Here is a 17,947-nt window from a genome sequence, read left to right on the forward strand (position 1 = left end):
TTTTATGCAGGTGCACTTGTAGCCTGATTTGATGGAATCATAATAAAGATGTATAATTATGATACCAATAAGCACAAAAAACCTTATTTCCATGCTTATTATGTTGAGCTTTTATGAATAATACAGCTAAAAATAAAACTTATACTTATATAGATTACATGAACCATCCTGAAGGTTTTAGAATAGAGCTTATGGATGGGAATATATATGATATGCCACCTGCACCTAGCAGGATACATCAAGGTATTATTATGGAGCTGTCAGCTATATTTTATAATTATATTAAATCTAATATATGAAGATTTAAAAATTAATTTTACTACTTTAGATGTATAATTATTTAACAGTACCTATAATATCAAGACATGAGAATATAGTTTTTTCAGATATACCCGTTTTTTGTCTTAGGTTAACCCCAAGACAAAAAACGGGTAATTACAATTAGATTATGATAAATTCAAAACAGCCTTCTATTGTTGAAACTGTGCTTTTTCCCACAATAAAACAGTCTCATGGACTTTTTTCTCCTCCTCCACTAATAGAAATATATCTTTTTCTAGAATCATCTTCACCAATATTAGATTCAAATAAGTTATAACTAGTATACACTCTAAAAAATTGAGTTCTTAGAAACAACCTTTCAAGCATATAGCTCACTGCATATCAGCTGAGCCATTTCCCGAATCTTTTCATTCTTATTTTCACAGGCTGCAGTAATATAAGGCTTGTATTTTTCCTGATAGTTATTTCCCATAAAACATAATACATCTACTTTCCATTTCCAAAGCTCACTTCCTGATAAATAAAAGAATTTTGGTTGTATTTGTTTTCTATAGAATTCTTCCTCCATATTCAGTATGTTTTCCGGAGTAAGAAAAGGAGCCAATTCAGAAAGGTTGGGGAAATTATAGTTTTCCTCCCATTTTCCCCTATTCATTGGACATACATCTTGACAAACATCACATCCGTAAATGCAATTTCCAAAATTTTTACGAAGAGGTTCATGTGGTAAATCCCGACCGCCAAATGTAGTCAAGTACGAAATGCAAGCAGTCGGTAACATGGTATAGGGAGAACTCAACGAGTGAGTAGGGCATGCTGTTATGCAACGGTTACATCCATTGGGGCATTTTTGAAGATTGTGTGTTTCAATCAATTCCATATCTTTGTCCGTAAGCCATGCTTCTATATGCATCCAAGAACCATACTGAGTATAGAAAAAATTGTTTCGTCTAATTATTCCAAGTCCAGCTTGCATAGCTGCCCAGCGCAACCCTACTATTCCAAATTTATGATCAGCAGCAGTTTTTAGACCAAGCTGCTGCATATATTGTTCTAAGTTTTGACTGTTTTGAAACTCTTTTGAATTAGCATCAACACGAATATCAAATAAATAAGCTTTTGCAATATGATCCTTTACATATTTGGGTATTTTATACTTGCCATATCTTGACGCCAATACAACAATAGATTTTGCCCATGGATATTTATCAAGTGGATTTAACAAACGGCGTTGTCCTTGATAAAACATTTTCGATTCAGGAACCTTTTGAATACGCTCCTCAAATTTTTCAGCATAATCTTTCATAGCATGAACTGGAATAATACCACATTTTTCATAACCTAATTCATAGGCCTTATTTTGGATCATCTGCTCTATTGTATTCATCATTTCTCTACTCCTATCCGCATAATATATGTATATACATATATTATATTAAAATTTTTTTATTATTTTTAAAAAATTTGATAATAACTTGATTTTACCTTCCTTGAATAGCAGCTAAAAGCATTATAATCTTTTTATATGTATATACATATATTATCATATTAATTTACTATTTGTCAATGAGTACTCTTATTTAAAATTTATTTTCACATTTTCTAACAAGATTAAGATCTATTTGACATAGACCTTAATCTTCTATTTGTGCCTATTTGCACTGGAATTTTGTCCAGATGTATTACTTTTATTGGAATTATAATGGTGATCATTATCCTTACTTTTATAATTATCAGTCTTTTTATCTGGGTTTTGATTTTCCTTAATTTTATTACTATTTGAATATTGTGGCTGTTTTGAATCAGACTCACCCTTATCATTATTTTTACTTGAAACAGAATTATTGCCACCAGCAGAAACATTTTTTTTGGGAAAGCTGTTACTGTTTGATTTTTTGTAATTGCTTTTGTTACTTGAGGACTTCCCATTATTTAATATACCATCAGTATTTTTTACACCTATATTTGAATTATTACTTGAGCTTTTATTTAATTTTTTACTTGAGTTCTTATTTAATTTCTTATTTGAATTCTTATTTAAAATTACATTACCATTAGATTGAATTTTAATACTTAAGTCAGAAACTGCCATATTGGATTTAAATTTAGAAATATTTATATTTTTACCATTTATATCAATGGAAATAGTTTTTGTTTTTATATAATTCTCGTCAATGAATTTGTCTTTTTTAGATTGATCAATTATTATTTCCAAACCATCATTGATATTGGTATTATTTATTTTAACCTGACTTAATATTTTACTTCCATCATCATTTAATGCTTTAGAAAAAATAATTCTGTTTAAAAAATTTACCTTCAATTCAATATGTGGGTTTATATTTACCAGCACTGTAGCTGACGAGCTGTAATAAGCTTTAACACCTCCACCTATAAACAATATAAACATTATGCATGCAGCAGCCACTATTCCTCTGGTATTAAAATGAAAAAATTTATGTTGGACTTCATTTCCTACAAATTTTTCACCAATATTAGGCTTTTTACCATTGCAGTCCACTTTTACAAATTCACCATAAGGAGTAAGCAAATTGACATATTTTCCACGTATACTTATTACTATACCTTTTTTTTCACTCATTGCTTTCACCCACTTTTATATTTAAATAAGACTTTATATAAAGAAATTTTTCACTATTGAATATTATAAATAAAGCAATAATATATTTTCTCCACTTATCAAGAAATTTTTTGTTAAATCCAGTATATATACATATTTTCTTAATGGGCAACTGCCTATTATTTAATATGGAATTGCTAATTTCATTATTATTGCATATTTTTAAAACAAGCTTTAAAACGTTATTTCTTGTATCCTTATGTTTTGGACTATTATTTACAAGACCATTAAAATCAATTTTATATTTCGTAAGTTCTTTATTTAGCTCAATAATTTCATCTGCTCTGTTTTTATTGTTCACTTCTAATTCAAAGCTAGTTATAGCACTATTATTATTTAATTTTTCCATGTTATAATCACCATTATCAAAGGTAAGCAAAGGTGAATTTTTATTTTTCCTAAAATAATCAATCAATGCATTTCTAATTATAACTTTTGCATATGTATAAAAATTCCCCTTACACTCTGTATAATTATCACAGGCTTTGTTAAATGCAATTAGAGCAATGCTAAGTTCATCATCATTTTCCCATTGGAGATGTCTTTTTGAAATAGTATAGGTGCATTTATATATAAAGTTTTTATTTTCATGAATAAATTCATTTTTATTTTCATGAATCAAGTGATTAATATCCGGCATGAAATCACCTCATCTATTAATATTATACGAAATAAATAAAAATTTTAAAGGGTTTACATAAATTATTCTGTGAGCTCCCTAAAATATGAGTACTTGTCGTATATTTTAGTGTTCAACCAAATATGACTGACAAAAAAACATAGTTTAAATTTTTATGCATTTAGAAAGGATGATTAAAATGAAAAAAATAATGATTTTGGCAGCAAGTGCAGTGGTGACATTAGGTATAGGCAGTACAGTATTTGCTGTTGATTCAGCAACTCTGAAAGATCAGGCAGGTATAACACCTGATAGTATTTTATACCCGGCAGATAAGGCTGTCGATGGTATAAAAGTCATATTGTCTTTTTCAGATGAAGCAAAAGCAGATACATTATCTGATATAGCTGAAGAAAGATTAGGTGAAAGTGAGATAATGGTGAATAATGGTGATCAGGCCCTTGCAAATACAGCTATTACTGATTATAAGAATTATATGAATGCAGCTGAAAACAAAATTGAGAATGCAATAACTAATAATCAAACCACAGATAATCAAGATAAACTCAAAAAGTTGGAAGATGTAGAAAATAAAATTACCGATAAAGAAAAGAAATCCCTTGATGTACTAACTAAACTCCAAAATAAAGTTGGAGATAAGGCAAAAGTTGTAATAGCAAAGGTTATAGAAATGCAAACAGCAAAAAGAAATGCCATACTAGCTGTCAGAAAAGAACGTGTAGTTTATAATGACGCTAAAAAGCAATATAATGAAGCTAAAGTAGCTCTTGAAAAGGCAAAAAAATCAGGAGATCAAACAGCAATTACGTCTGCAGAAGATTTATTACAGCAAAAGCAGCAGATATTAGATACAGAAAAGCAGAATCTTGCAAAAGCTGTTCAAGCAAAGAAAGAAGCTTCTAAGATAAGTGTTGGTAAATTAATAAAAGAAGCAAAAACACAGAAAAAGAAGAGTTCAAAACATAATGTAAACACACAATCAGATAAAACAAACACTACTACAGCTACAACAACCACGACAACTGCAGCTGATACTACTACAACAACTAATACAACAGCAGGTGATACCGCAACAGGTTCCACTGCAACTAAACCAACTTCTGTAATCAGTGAAAATGCGAAAAAACAGACGGCAAAGCCGGCTGTAAAAAGTGAAATCAAAAAGGAAGCAGATAACAATAAAAATAAAGAGAATAATCAGAACAAAGCAACCAATAATAATGGACAAAAAAATGAAGAAGCTCAACATTAACATGCCATTAAATCATATTTAGATATGGATTAAGAGTTGCAAAAATTACTTGCACAATTCCTAAATTAAGTAAGTGGATACTCTGAATATAAAAGTAAACAATAAAAATAAGCATCTATTATTTAGTGTGCTTATTTTTTATGCAAATAATGGTGATAATGCTTTAGAGGTGCATTGAAACAGAAATAATATAAATTCATTAAAAAAATATATTTTACTTAATAACTCCATAAAAAGTAATGCATATTTCGTATTTATAATTAGAGGTGATAAAATGCGAGTAAATTCAATTATCAAATCTAATAATGGAATGCATAGATATCTGAATAATATACGTGAGAATAAACGTGAAAAAAATAATGAGAATGATATTTCATTTTATGAAATTCTAAAACAAAACATATCAGAACGTATGGAGAAAAATAGTACAACATCAATGAATACTAAAAATGAATAAAAGTTAGTATTTTAAAAAAGTAATTGTAAAAGTAGTTCCAACACCAAGCTTACTCTGTACATTTATAATTCCACCATGAGCTTCTATTATGGATTTTGAAAGCGCCAGACCTATGCCTATGGAATCACTGCTTTTAGAGGTTCTGGCTTTATAAAATCTCTTGAATATGTTGGGAAGATCTTTTTCATCTATGCCCTCTCCATTATCTGATACGATGATTCTCTTATAAATTGGATTTTCCATAACATATACATCCACTCTACCTCCATTTTGAGTATGCTCCACACAATTTTTAACTATGTTTATAAGCGACTCACAAAGCCACTGCCTGTCATGGGGAAACAGTATCTTTTCATTTTCATGAAGATCCACCTGTACACCTGCGGATTTTATTTTGTCCTCAAGAGCTTCTATGGAATACCTTGTAGTTTCATTTAAGCTCTGCCGCTCCATGTGAAATTCTATTGCCCTGGCATCTAGCCTGGCCAGTTTCAATATACTTTTAATAAGCCAGTTCATCCTGTAGAGCTGATTTTTACTATTTATCAAAAAAGTTCTGGATTGTTCCTTTGAAACCTGTTTATTCAGCAGAATATCATTGTAGACTATCATTGAGGAAAGAGGTGTTTTCAATTGATGTGATATATCAGACAACAGCTCCACCAAAAACTGTTTTTCCTTTTTAAGCTCATCCAGGTTGTTTCTTATGATTTTCCTCATTGAATTAAAGGAATTGGATAATTTTGAAAAGTCACCTTCTCTGTCCTCACTTATTGATATATTATAATCCCCATCTATTATTTTCTTCGCACCTGTATTGAGTCTTCTTATCCTGTCATAAAAATAGCTGTACTGAATGTAATTCATCAGGAAAAATACAGCTGCCATGCCGATAAATATAAGAATCACATTTAAATTTTCTTTCTGTGCGGATTTGTTTATGTATGGGAAAAGTCCATTTTCCAATTTTTCACTTAACCCGTACTGTTTTAATATGGACTCTCCCTTTTGAGCTTCCTTCTCATCTGCTCCAGCCGTAATAGCAGGCATTATTTCCCTGGCAATTTCAGGATTATAACTGTATATTCTTTCAGTTACAGCACCAAAAGTCCGTAAATAATCCTGTTTCAGATTATCATGGTATATTTTCAAATTTAAAAGCACGGCAGCCATAAACAACATATTAAAAATCAGGAGGACTGCAGTACTTCTTTTGAGTTCGGGATTTATAAAATATCTTTTCATATCTATTTCTCCTTGCTGACTTTTTTATTCCACATGTACCCTATTCCCCTCTGGGTAACTATATATTCCGGCTTTTTAGAATCATCCTCTATTTTTTCTCTGATTCTCCTTATGTAGACTGACATCGTATTCTCATCAAAAAATGATTTTTCACCTTCAATAAGCCTGCCTAATATCTCCTCTCTCCTCATGAGAGCCTCCGGATTATTTAAAAATATCAGCAGCAGTTTATATTCCTGTGCTGTAAGCATCACTTTTTTATCATTCTTTTTTACCAGGGCACTTGAGGTATCCACCACTATATTCCCGCTCTGGAATCTGCTGCCTGAAGATTCCTTTTTATAATTTCTTCTTATTATGGCCTTTATTCTTGACAAAAACTCCCTCACCGCAAAAGGTTTGGTTATATAATCATCTCCCCCGATTTCAAGGCCCAGTACAATATTTACCTCCTCATCCAGGGCAGTTAAAAACACTATGGGTACATCACTTTTTTCCCTTATATACCTGCACAGATCATATCCGTTTCCATCAGGCAGATTTATATCCAGAATGACAACGTGAAAATTCCTGTTTTCCATTATTTTTTTCGTGTCCTTAACCGTTGGCACTGTAAGGACTTCATATCCCTCGTCTTTTAAAGTAAACTCTATACCTGCCGCAAGTGCACTGTCATCTTCAACCAATAACAATTTGTACATTAATTCTACCTCTTTTTATATCAATATAATTTTTTTCTTTTTAACCAATCATAAGCATCAATCTCTGCCAAAAATGAATTTTTCCCCCTTCTTTAAGTACTCTTGTCATTTTTTCAAAAGGTTTTTAGGTTCATTATTCATTGATTGTGAATAATTTTATTGGCTTTTCCCATTTCTCTGGACTGAATATATATTTCATAATATTCATTTCCACCTTTATTCAAAGTTACAAAACTTCTGACTCCATTATGTCTTATTATTTTAGTTTTCACTTTAATTCCCCTACTGATAAGTTCATATTTTATCTTGCAGATTCCTAACAACAATGTATTGTGAATGATGGTCTGATCTTGAAGATGCTTTAGTGGACTTTTCAACTTCACAAGAGATTTTTATATAGTTCTTATTTATAATATTCGGCAAATCAAGTGACAAAATATATAAATTCTTAATAAATATACTTCCAAGACCTATTATTAAAACTGCCTGCTGACATTTCTCCTTCTACAGTTTAAGTCAATGCTCATAATTTTCCTATCTCGCATTCCTTCAAATGCTGCAACTGAATTCCGATATGTCCTATACCAATCAATGATTCAGGGCTTAACAGCCCCAAAATCATCTGATTAATTTTCTTCTCATTTGCCATCGTTCTTTCCTCTATTTCTCAATGCTATATCGCAGGACTTTTTTTGGACATATGTCCACACATTCTCCACACAGAATGCATTCCGAATTACTGCATTCTCCTTTGGATACCATTTTCTCCACATCCAGACTCATCGGACATTTTCTGTTGCACTGCTTGCAGGAAATGCATTTGTCTCGTTCTGCTTTGATATGCAGCTGCGGAATATGCAACAATTTACCGACCTTTGTACCAATTACCATAAATGGTGCCATCCAGCAGAAATAATGGCAGGCAGCCCTTTTACCAAACAAAACTGACGGAATGAAAAGCAATAACAATACACCATAATAGACAATGTAATCAGAAATATTTGATATCGATATCCCATGGTCAGTCATATGAAACGGATTAATCGTCACATTATTTTTACTTAAAATAAAACATACCACAATTGCAACTATCCAAACAAACCAGATACCATACTTTATATTATTTTTCCAGCCCTGTTTCAGTGATTCCTCATTTACCAGCATAGCACATTCTTGCAGACCACCTGCTGGGCATAAATATCCGCAAAAGAATCTCCCCAAAAATATTGAACCAAACAACATCATCGAAAATGTAATGAAACTTCCGTTAATTATCCTTTCCATAGCTCCCAGAATAATAATGTCTGGTGAAAAATACCACATCGTTATCGGAAATAATAAAAATGCTGTTATCAGCAGCAGTTTCCTAACCTTTTGTCTTTTCATACCTCAATCCTCCATATATCAATCTGATATATTTGTCAACTGTATAAATTAAAAAATCCATTATTTGTTACGTTGCAACGTAATTAATTACTATTGTGCTGTAATCCTTTATATAATAGTAACATTTTTTATCATTGTTTAAAATAAATTTTTTCACATAAGACATACGCCAGTTAATCTAAATTAGACTGTAAAGGAACTCCTTTCTTCCGTTCTTCTGTATAATTCCAATATATTGTAAAGAATGTTTAATAGGCTCTAACATTTTATCTAATGATAGAAAGATAAAAATTCCACCACCTACTTTATACAATAAGCTAACCATCTAAAAAATCTTCCTACATTTTTAAAAGAAACTATATTACACAATAATTCTGTCAGCTTTCCAAACTTCCTATAAAAGAAATTAAATGCTAGAAATGGGATCAATTGCTTTTTAGATTTTGGTAATCTTTTCATTATATTTTTAAACGTGTACACTTCTTTATATATCCATAGATAGCCATCATATAATTCTTCTGCTGTCATATTTTTGGGTTTATATACCACATGCGCGGTATTATAATTTGACAAATTATAATCTACAATTCTATTTTTCTCCATTAATGATGAGTATAACTTTGTACCAGGATATGGGGTAAGGATATGTGAGGTTACCGTTTCTATTTTATTTTTAACTATCCATTTTAATGTATTCTTAAATACAGAGACATCATCTTCATCTAATCCAAAAACAAAACTTGCATTTATCATTATTCCCCTTTTATGAATTTCATCTACAAGTTTCTCATATCTCTTTACACTATTTTGCACCTTGTGGACACTATCTATTGACTTACTATTTATACTTTCAAAACCTATAAATAGACTTTGACAACCAGCCGCCTTCATTTCATTTAATAATTCAGGCATGTCCACTATATTGGAAGTAACCGCTGCGTTCCACTTTAGTTTAAGAGGTTTTATTTCCTCTAATAATTTTTTTGTCCATTTTGGATTCCCAATAAAATTATCATCAATAAACATTATATGCCTTGTTTTTAATGCATTTATATCTTTAATCACGTCGTCTATGGGTCTATTAATATAAGTTTTAAGTACATTTTTGCAGCTATTATAGCAGAAATCACATTCAAAAGGACATCCCCTGCTTGTACTAATTATATTAGTATATAAATACTTTTTATTATCAATAATATAATAGTTAGGTGATACTATTTCCTTTCCGGTAATATCTTCCATATCATAATATATCTTCTTAAGTGAATTATTTTCTTTATCCTTAAGGATTTTTGCCCAAACTTTCTCAGCCATTCCCACACATATTGCGTCAAAACTATTAAGAGGAGCACCCTCTGGATCTGCTGTAATATGTATACCTCCTGCAATTACTGTAACGTTGCGATTTTGGAACTTCTTTGATATTTCCACTGCTCTATTCATGACATCTACAGTAACAGTTATTGCTACCAAATCTACAGGCTCATCAAAATCTATCTTTTCAACATTTTCATTCTCAATAATAACTTCATGCTCTTTCGGCGTAAGATTTGCTATTGTCAATAAAGCTAATGAAGGAGACATTCTTGTTTTTAACTTTGTATCCATAGGTCTTGGCAGCATTGCAGGTTGAATTAATTTAATCTTCATACATTACCTCCTCAAACAAACTTTACTCAACATTCAACTAATCTACTTGCAGTACAACTTCCCATTTATGTATCATTTCTGTATTCTAAAATATCTCCTGGTTGGCATTCCAAAGCTTTGCATATTGCCTCTAAAGTTGAAAATCTAATGGCCTTTGCCTTTCCGTTCTTTAGTATAGAAATGTTTGCCATGGTTATTCCAACCTTCTCTGTAAGTTCTGTTACACTCATTTTCCTTTTAGCCAGCATCACATCAATATTGATTATAATTGCCATGTTATTCACCTCATACCGTTAAATCATTTTCTGACTTTATGTTAATCGCTTCTTGTAGAAGCCGTTGGAGGATAGCAGCAAAGACGGCGATAACCAACGAAGCAAAAATGATGATGAGTACCATTAATCCAATAGGAGGGTCAACTTTCTTCGCTATAAAACGAAAGAGTGGCAAACCTAATACATACAAACCACTGATTATAATCGCACAGCACTTTATGTTCTTTAACGCCTTTACAGATAATTCCGAAAACGCTGTGTTCTTGTCAATGTACCGTAAAAGATTGAAAGCTTGATAGAGAGCAAAGTAAAAAGGCACAGCCGCTCCATACATCACGATGAAAATGAGATATTTCATTAGGGCAATATTTGGATACAATTTTGCTGCGAAATTCGCCATATGGGGCACTAAAAATATACATAAAGCAAGTACTGCAATTCCAGCCAGAAAAATACTTACCTTTAAGAAGGTGGTTGAACCTCGTTTAACATTCATTTGAAACACCTCACTAATTTAATGATAAAATGATTTTAACACATATTTTATTGTTTTACAATATATTATTATCGAATTATGGTGTTTAGATTAATTGAAAGGTGAGGCGCTAACTCTCATAAACTCAATAGCAAAACGAGATGCAACTTTGTAAAAACAAATGCAATGTTTGTAATCAACAACTGAATATTTGTAAACTAAATGCAATTTTTGCACTCGAAAAGCCAGTTTTGTAAATGAAATGCAGTTTTTGTAACCAAAATGCAGTTTGATTTTCCTACTTTTCTGCTGTATCATAATAGAAAACTGCAAGCCAAAGGGAGGTCGATTCTCTCTCGATTTTTTTGTAATCGGAGAATCCACCCCTGTTTAGGTTTTGTATCAATTGCTGGCGGCGCAGTTTTATCGTTTCATTTTTTGAGAAGAACTGGCTTTAACATGATGTCACTGGCTGCAACCGGTGCACATCTAAATTTTGTTAAAACTTCTTCTTCGTGGTAAAATAGGATGATAGTTGAAAAGATTACTCATACAGGTAAAAATTTTAATTACCAGGGAGCTTTAAAACACAGCAAAGCCACAGAGATTACATGCTAGCTCCCATATTTAAAAAGCTGCTATAACACATAATTGTGATGCAGCAGCTTTTCCTTACAGAATTTCCACATACCCTTCTTTCCCGTTTAGCCTTATTCTCTGTCCGTCTTTAATCAATTTTGTAGCATCTTCAACACTTACCACTGCAGGTAAGCCATATTCCCTTGCAACAACAGCCCCATGGGTCATCATTCCACCTACCTCGGTAACCAAACCTTTAATTGATACAAACAGCGGAGTCCAGCTGGGATCAGTAAATGTTGTAACCAAAATATCCCCTTCTTCTATATTGGCATCCTCCATCTTTAAAACAACCCTTGCACGCCCTTCAACAACACCTGATGAAACAGGTACTCCTGCCAGGGCACCTTCAGGTATTTTATCTGTATTGTACTCACCAGTTATGATCTCACCCTCGGAGGTTATAACACGGGGAGGTGTAAGCTTTTCGAAAGTTTCGTAGTCCTCCTTTCTCTTAGTTATGATATCGTAATCTATTCTATCTGTTTTAATAACATCCCTAAGTTCATCAAAAGTTAGGTAATATATATCCTCCCTGTTTTGTATTATACTCTTATGGACTAAAGTATCTGATTCTTTCATAAATGCCTGTTTCACAATCCAGTCATACCACATTAGAATGTACTTATTGAATTCACGATAACCGGCATAATTACGTAAAACACTGACTGCTTTCTTGGTTTTCTTGGCTTTTCTTTTTCCACCAGGCAATTTTTCAAGACGCCTTATGATCTCCTGCTCTTTTTGCTTTGCCTCCAGCAGCCCCTGTTCAAATTTCATACTGTGGGCATTTGGCCCAAAGGCTTTGATATTATTGAGAATAGCAGGAATAAGTATAGTCGGTCTTTCATTCCATCGAGTCCTGGTTATATCAATTTCAGCGGAGCATCGCATACCATATTTTTTGAGAAATGCTTTAATTGAATTGATAACAGCTGAGCCTCCTTCAAGCTTGGACAAATCTTCAAAAAAAGTTTCTTCATTTGGTTGCTGAAAATATTCAATTACGGCTGGATACTGTCTTACAACATCAGCAACATCCAAAAGTTCAAGCCCCATTTCAGATGTGACATTATTGGATACGGATTGGACAAGAATATCAGCTGCATTCTTTTCACTTAGCCATTTCTCAATATTTTTATTTATGCAGTAAGAGGCATAGGCTTCCGCAAAAACCACTCCATAGCTGTTAAAAATGGTATCCTTTATCTTCTTCATACTCTTAAGAATGAAATCAAACAGTTTATCTCCAGAAACTTTGGTAATATCTTGTTCTAGTTCCAGCATCAGAGCCTTATTATTATTCATCAGGCTTTCCACTATAGCTGGGTCGTTTGCTCTATAATCTTTTATGGTAAGGATTAGCCATTTCAACCACATTGATTTTGCAGCCATGGCTGTCTTTTTTTTATATAGCGTTTTGATAAAATCTTTTCGTTTTGTAAGATTAATGAGGGCATTCTTCATTAGTACATCCACTGTATCCAGGCCTTTGATAAAAGACATCCTACCAAGGGATGAAGAAAGTTCACGGGATACATCAATATACAACCTTCCACCCATCTCGCTCATCGGAGTCCCAACCATCTGTTTGAATAAAGTTTGAAAGAGGGATATTCCCAATGGCTTCATAGCTTCAGTCATCATCTGTCTGTGCCCAAATGAGATATACACATGATTCTTTCCGTTCTTAGTTTCTTGTTGTACAGGATACAATGTAGTAATAGGTCTGCTTTGAACAATGTAGAACTTGCCTTCATAAAGACACCACTCTATGTCCTGTGGACGACCAAAATAGGCCTCAATCTTTCTGCCCATACTATCTAGTTGTAAAATTTGTTCATCCAAAAGTGTCTGCATATTTTGCTTTGCAGTCTCAATCTCCTGTTTTTTTGTACCGCCGTTCTGTAGTGCTGAAATAGCCAGTTTCTTTATGGATATTTTTTTGTCCAATATTTTTCCTTCCCGTACTTTATAGATATCTGGATTAACCATACCGGACACAAGAGCTTCGCCAAGGCCAAAGCTTGCATCGATGGATGTAACCTTTCTGTTGGAAGTGACAGGATCTGCAGTAAACATTATTCCCGAAGCCTGTGGGAAAACCATTTTTTGTATTACAACACACAGATAAACCTTGCGATGATCAAAGTTATTTTGCATACGATAAATTACCGCTCTGTCTGTATACAGTGATGCCCAGCACTTTTTAACATACTTCAGTATGTAATCCTCTCCCCTGATGTTCAGATAGGTATCTTGCTGACCTGCAAAGGAAGCCAGAGGCAAATCCTCTGTTGTGGCACTTGAACGTACGGCATAGGCATTTTTTTTACCAAGTTTTGAAACATATTGTGAGATTCCTTCTATAATATCTACTGGAATGGATATTCCTTCTATGACCTCACGGATCTTTTTGCTGAGCTCACTGATTTTTTTCCTGTCACTCACCTGCAAAAAAGATAATTGATCAATTATGGCATTAAAGTCAGGGTTGTTATCAACAATTCTTCTATAGGCTTTGGTAGTTATGCAAAATCCCTCTGGGACGCGTATATCCTTAATTTTGGACAGTTCTCCTAAATTAGCACCTTTGCCGCCTACCATAGGCAGATTTGATTTATCAATATCTTGGAAGCTCATCACATATGAATTCATACATATTCCTCCTTATAAAAATTGTTCCTAAGTAAATCCATACACTCCTCAAATTCTTTGAAAAAAGCTTCGTAATCAACTCCTGTTTTACTTGATAATTGATTTATATACCCATCAGTAAGCCAACCAAGCATTTTCATAACAAGCTTCGGATCAATGCCTTCCTTAAATTTTGAATAGTCCATGCCATCAAAAGCAATTTTGTCTCTAAAATCTTCACCTTCTGCTAAAATAGCTTTTATATCTTCTTTTACTTCCTCATCATTTTCAAAATACATACTCGTTAAAAAGGACGGGATTGCAGGGTGTTTCTTCATAACCGAAATTTCAATATTAGATGAAAGTTTAATTCTGTCAAAGAAATCAGTAACCGTATAATCAAACTTTTCATCAACTTCTTTCATAATAATATTGCCACATAGCTTAATTAAATAAAGGTATAAATTTTTTTTTGTACCAAAGTAATGAAATACCATTGATTTTGAAATTCCTGCTGCGGCAGCAATGTCCCTTATGGATGTTTTCTTATAACCATTTTTATCAAAGGATTTAAGTGCAGCATCTATAATTATATTTTGCTTCTCTACAGGTAAATTAAAAAATTTTTCCAAAAGAATTCACCTCCCAAAGTCTATGAACCGAATCGGTTTATAGTAATATCATTATATTGCTATAAACCGATTCGGTCAATAGTATCTTGAAAGAAAAAATCACTGCCATTTTAATTTTACTTGCTCTATTTACCACTTCTTTTAAAGAATCTAACTTTTTTGCAATCTTACTCTCATTACTTTATTTACAGTCCGGCTCCATCTTTTACAATCATAATTATTTCAAATATAATGCAAAAAATATTAAGCATAGGTATTTATAAGCTAACACCTTGATGACTGCAATAAACATAAGGATTTTATCTCCAATCATTGTAATTTTTTAGTCTTATACTATCGATTTTGAAGAATAAAATATATCACAAACCCAATAAGTATAATTCTAAGTTCTCTGCTTTTCCAGCACCAAAACCACAAGCAGTGTACAATTCACCATAAATTGTAAATTGTACACTGTAATCAATTGTGCGCTGTGAATTGTCAATAGTCTTCTCTTATTGTGTCAATTAAATTTTCCCTGTTTATTCTGGAAAGTGGCGAAAGTACTGAAAAATATCCTATGATAACAGCAGCAGCTGCTGCAATCAGCATTCCACCCCATGGAACCGGCCAGCTGAATTCCCTCACTCCATTTATTCCCCTATACATCATATAGGATAATCCGCAGGATATTATGGAGCCGTATATTGTTCCTACAACTGCATATAACAGGCCTTCTAAAACTATCATTTTTTTCAGTCCTCTTTGGGTAAGTCCCACAGCCTTTAAGATGGCAAATTCTTTTCTCCTCAGTATTATATTTGTGGTCAATGTATTTATAATATTGACACTTCCAATTAAGGACACTACTACTACAAATCCATATATCAATATTTTTATCATCAAAATTGCTGATTTTGCTGTCCTGTTTTGATCAAGATGATTTATCATGCTGAGTGCAGGATCTGATTTTATAATATTTTCTATCTGGTCTTTTACATTATTTTCATTTTTGATATTCTTTACAATTATATTTAATCCTGTAGGTTTAATATTATCTCTTCCGGTGAGTTTCTCAGCAACTTTCTCAGTAGTTATAAGTTTAAGCCCATTTTGCATGTTAAAATCAAAAGGCTCATCCTTCAGTACTGCCATTACCTTTACCCTTTTAACAACACCTTTATTTTCAACCGGCTTTCTATTTGCAACTTCATTGCTGTTGTTTATTGATCTTATATTTGTTTCCCCGCCGTACTGCAGTTCTATTTCATCTCCTGCTTTTATATTGGCTGCAGGACCCACATAGCTTTTCTTGGCCTCTTTATTGTAAATTATATTTTTGTTTATTAAAATTACACCATTTTCATCATTCAATTTATTTATATCTATACTGCCGGATTGTACATACTTCTTTGATACCTGCAGTGCATTTTTATCATATATGCCAATGGCTCCATCCATGGGTATTTTTTCTTTTTCATCAATAGTTGTGCCTTTGCCATATATGCCCTTTATGTTCTTCACCTCTCCTATTTCCTTATTTTTATCTATAAATTGGGTAAAATTATACTCATTATATACTTTATACATTTTATCCACGGAATCTAATTCACCTATATCCTTTATAATCTGATTATCTACAAAACTATTTTCTCCATTGGATTGAATTGAAAAATGTATATTGCTGGATTCGCTAAGACCTTCCGATACATTCAAGGACATATCCATAAAGGATTTAAAAGTAATAAATAACACCACACTTATTACTATGGAAAAAACAGTTATCCTGTATCTTTTTCTGTTTCTCTTTATGTTTTTATACGCTAACTCCCCTTCAAATTTAAATAACTTGCTTATAATTATATTTTTTCTCCGTTTTATTTTCTCCTTTGTTATAGATGTTCTTCCGCTTATAGCAGCAAGCGTAGATGTTTTTCCTGCAAGTAAGGCAGGCAGCAGTGCAGATACATATATGGCCGCTATGGAAACTGCAGCACTTATAAGCATAATTTCAGGTGATATGGATACTTTCATTATGGAAACCATGTCTCCTCCAATTATTTTAAATCCAAACCCTATAGCCCAAATTGCTATAATACCGCATATAAGTCCTACTGGTATACCTATAATTGAAAGAGCAGATGCTTCCCTAAGTACTATTTTTCTGATTTGCGACGGTGTTGCTCCAATTGCCCTCAAAAGCCCGAACTGCTTCATCCTCTCCACTACACTGATTTGAAATGAATTATATATCACTGCAATGGCTGCAATAAGCACTATTCCTATTATAACTGCCACTGTACCATACAAGCTTGTCAATCCTGATTCATTACTGTTTCCTCCCCCTTCCACATCTATAAGAGGTGAATTATTTACAACAGAAGGACTAATTTTACCATTGACTTCTATTGTTTTATATTTGGGCAGGCCATCCAATTCTGAAACCGCCCTCTTTAAATTTGTCTTTGAACTTATCTCTGCAAGCAGTACGGATTTTTGTCTGTCAATACTATTGTTCTTGGATAAAAATACGCCTTTTTTTTCTATCTGGCTGGATACACTATCCTGGAGTATTCCCACAAGAGTGTATTTCCTGTTATTGAGTTCTATTTTATCTCCTACTTTAATATCCTTTTTCATATACCTGAGAACCCAATTTTCTACAGCTGCCTCATGGGCATTTTCAGGAAACCTTCCCATCTTAATTTTATATGGCAGAAGTTCCAGTGCACTGTCTGAGGCAGTAATTGAACTTACACTTACATCTGCATTTATTTTTATATCCTTATCCATTTGATAAAGACCGCTTCTTGAAATTTTAGGATTGCCGGTTACCTTTGCAATGAGATCCTTATCTGGAGCAGAATACATCACATGCCATGATCCATAATCACTTTTCACTCTTTCAATTTCGGCATCCTGCATGCCTACCATAAAAAATCCTATAGTAGTTATGAGTGCAACTGAAAGTACAATTCCTATAATAGTAAGGATACTTCTCTTTTTGTTTGACTTAAGATATCTTCCTGTAAGTTTTTTATAGCTAGTTATCATTT

General features: G+C 32.7%; 18 protein-coding genes. 4 read left to right on the forward strand and 14 right to left on the reverse strand.

Annotated features, from left to right (window positions below):
• Positions 1–39: 39 nt before the first annotated feature.
• Entirely contained in the window at positions 40–117 is a 78-nt protein-coding gene (locus AB8U03_RS07665) for a hypothetical protein (protein ID WP_369704112.1), read from the forward strand.
• On the forward strand, positions 114–299 hold the full coding sequence (locus AB8U03_RS07670) for a hypothetical protein (RefSeq protein WP_369703966.1): 186 nt from the start codon (positions 114–116) through the stop codon (positions 297–299). The genes AB8U03_RS07665 and AB8U03_RS07670 overlap by 4 nt, the downstream gene beginning before the upstream one ends.
• 341 nt (positions 300–640) lie before the next feature.
• Here the strand turns inward: AB8U03_RS07670 and AB8U03_RS07675 are convergent, their stop codons facing one another.
• From AB8U03_RS07675 to sigI, 3 genes are all read right to left on the reverse strand, one after another.
• Positions 641–1,669, reverse strand: coding sequence for an epoxyqueuosine reductase (locus AB8U03_RS07675; RefSeq protein ID WP_369704113.1), 1,029 nt, complete (start codon positions 1,667–1,669; stop codon positions 641–643).
• A 255-nt stretch (positions 1,670–1,924) separates the two neighbouring features.
• Positions 1,925–2,884 carry an anti-sigma-I factor RsgI family protein gene (locus AB8U03_RS07680; RefSeq protein ID WP_369703967.1) on the reverse strand — a complete coding sequence of 320 codons (960 nt, stop codon included), beginning with the start codon at positions 2,882–2,884 and terminating at the stop codon, positions 1,925–1,927.
• Positions 2,877–3,563: an RNA polymerase sigma-I factor gene (gene sigI / locus AB8U03_RS07685; protein WP_369703968.1), complete on the reverse strand. Its 687-nt coding sequence runs from the start codon at positions 3,561–3,563 to the stop codon at positions 2,877–2,879. Before sigI ends, AB8U03_RS07680 begins: the two co-directional genes overlap by 8 nt.
• Before the next feature lie 178 nt (positions 3,564–3,741).
• On the opposite strand from sigI, the gene AB8U03_RS07690 reads away from it, so the two are divergent.
• Both AB8U03_RS07690 and AB8U03_RS07695 read left to right on the forward strand, forming a co-directional pair.
• A complete protein-coding gene (locus tag AB8U03_RS07690; RefSeq protein WP_369703969.1) occupies positions 3,742–4,815 on the forward strand; it encodes a DUF5667 domain-containing protein in 1,074 nt (357 codons plus the stop codon).
• A 274-nt stretch (positions 4,816–5,089) separates the two neighbouring features.
• Positions 5,090–5,272 carry a hypothetical protein gene (locus AB8U03_RS07695; RefSeq protein ID WP_369703970.1) on the forward strand — a complete coding sequence of 61 codons (183 nt, stop codon included), beginning with the start codon at positions 5,090–5,092 and terminating at the stop codon, positions 5,270–5,272.
• Positions 5,273–5,275: 3 nt separating this feature from the next.
• Here AB8U03_RS07695 and AB8U03_RS07700 read toward each other — a convergent pair whose 3' ends face one another.
• The 11 genes from AB8U03_RS07700 to AB8U03_RS07750 all read right to left on the reverse strand — a co-directional run bounded on the left by AB8U03_RS07700 (position 5,276) and on the right by AB8U03_RS07750 (position 17,945).
• Positions 5,276–6,517 (reverse strand): HAMP domain-containing sensor histidine kinase, encoded by a 1,242-nt coding sequence (locus tag AB8U03_RS07700; protein ID WP_369703971.1) that lies wholly within the window; start codon positions 6,515–6,517, stop codon positions 5,276–5,278.
• A gap of 2 nt (positions 6,518–6,519) precedes the next feature.
• Positions 6,520–7,218, reverse strand: coding sequence for a response regulator transcription factor (locus AB8U03_RS07705; RefSeq protein ID WP_369703972.1), 699 nt, complete (start codon positions 7,216–7,218; stop codon positions 6,520–6,522).
• A gap of 137 nt (positions 7,219–7,355) precedes the next feature.
• Entirely contained in the window at positions 7,356–7,601 is a 246-nt protein-coding gene (locus tag AB8U03_RS07710) for a hypothetical protein (RefSeq protein WP_369703973.1), read from the reverse strand.
• A gap of 140 nt (positions 7,602–7,741) precedes the next feature.
• Complete coding sequence (locus AB8U03_RS07715; RefSeq protein WP_369703974.1) at positions 7,742–7,867, reverse strand: hypothetical protein; 126 nt, start codon at positions 7,865–7,867, stop codon at positions 7,742–7,744.
• Positions 7,868–7,878: 11 nt separating this feature from the next.
• Complete coding sequence (locus AB8U03_RS07720; protein ID WP_369703975.1) at positions 7,879–8,604, reverse strand: 4Fe-4S binding protein; 726 nt, start codon at positions 8,602–8,604, stop codon at positions 7,879–7,881.
• A 300-nt stretch (positions 8,605–8,904) separates the two neighbouring features.
• Positions 8,905–10,254 carry a B12-binding domain-containing radical SAM protein gene (locus AB8U03_RS07725; RefSeq protein ID WP_369703976.1) on the reverse strand — a complete coding sequence of 450 codons (1,350 nt, stop codon included), beginning with the start codon at positions 10,252–10,254 and terminating at the stop codon, positions 8,905–8,907.
• Positions 10,255–10,319: 65 nt separating this feature from the next.
• Positions 10,320–10,529, reverse strand: a complete 210-nt coding sequence (locus AB8U03_RS07730) for a helix-turn-helix domain-containing protein (protein WP_368488493.1) — start codon at positions 10,527–10,529, stop codon at positions 10,320–10,322.
• Between the two features lie 10 nt (positions 10,530–10,539).
• Positions 10,540–11,025: a DUF2975 domain-containing protein gene (locus tag AB8U03_RS07735; RefSeq protein WP_369703977.1), complete on the reverse strand. Its 486-nt coding sequence runs from the start codon at positions 11,023–11,025 to the stop codon at positions 10,540–10,542.
• 651 nt (positions 11,026–11,676) lie between these two features.
• Positions 11,677–14,301 (reverse strand): phosphoenolpyruvate synthase, encoded by a 2,625-nt coding sequence (ppsA, locus tag AB8U03_RS07740; RefSeq protein ID WP_369703978.1) that lies wholly within the window; start codon positions 14,299–14,301, stop codon positions 11,677–11,679.
• On the reverse strand, positions 14,298–14,912 hold the full coding sequence (locus tag AB8U03_RS07745; protein ID WP_369703979.1) for a TetR/AcrR family transcriptional regulator: 615 nt from the start codon (positions 14,910–14,912) through the stop codon (positions 14,298–14,300). The genes ppsA and AB8U03_RS07745 overlap by 4 nt, the downstream gene beginning before the upstream one ends.
• A gap of 480 nt (positions 14,913–15,392) precedes the next feature.
• Complete coding sequence (locus AB8U03_RS07750; RefSeq protein WP_369703980.1) at positions 15,393–17,945, reverse strand: ABC transporter permease; 2,553 nt, start codon at positions 17,943–17,945, stop codon at positions 15,393–15,395.
• Between the last annotated feature and the right edge of the window lie 2 nt (positions 17,946–17,947).

The organism is Clostridium moutaii, from assembly GCF_041205085.1.
Classification (GTDB): Bacteria; Bacillota; Clostridia; order Clostridiales; family Clostridiaceae; genus Clostridium_B; species Clostridium_B moutaii.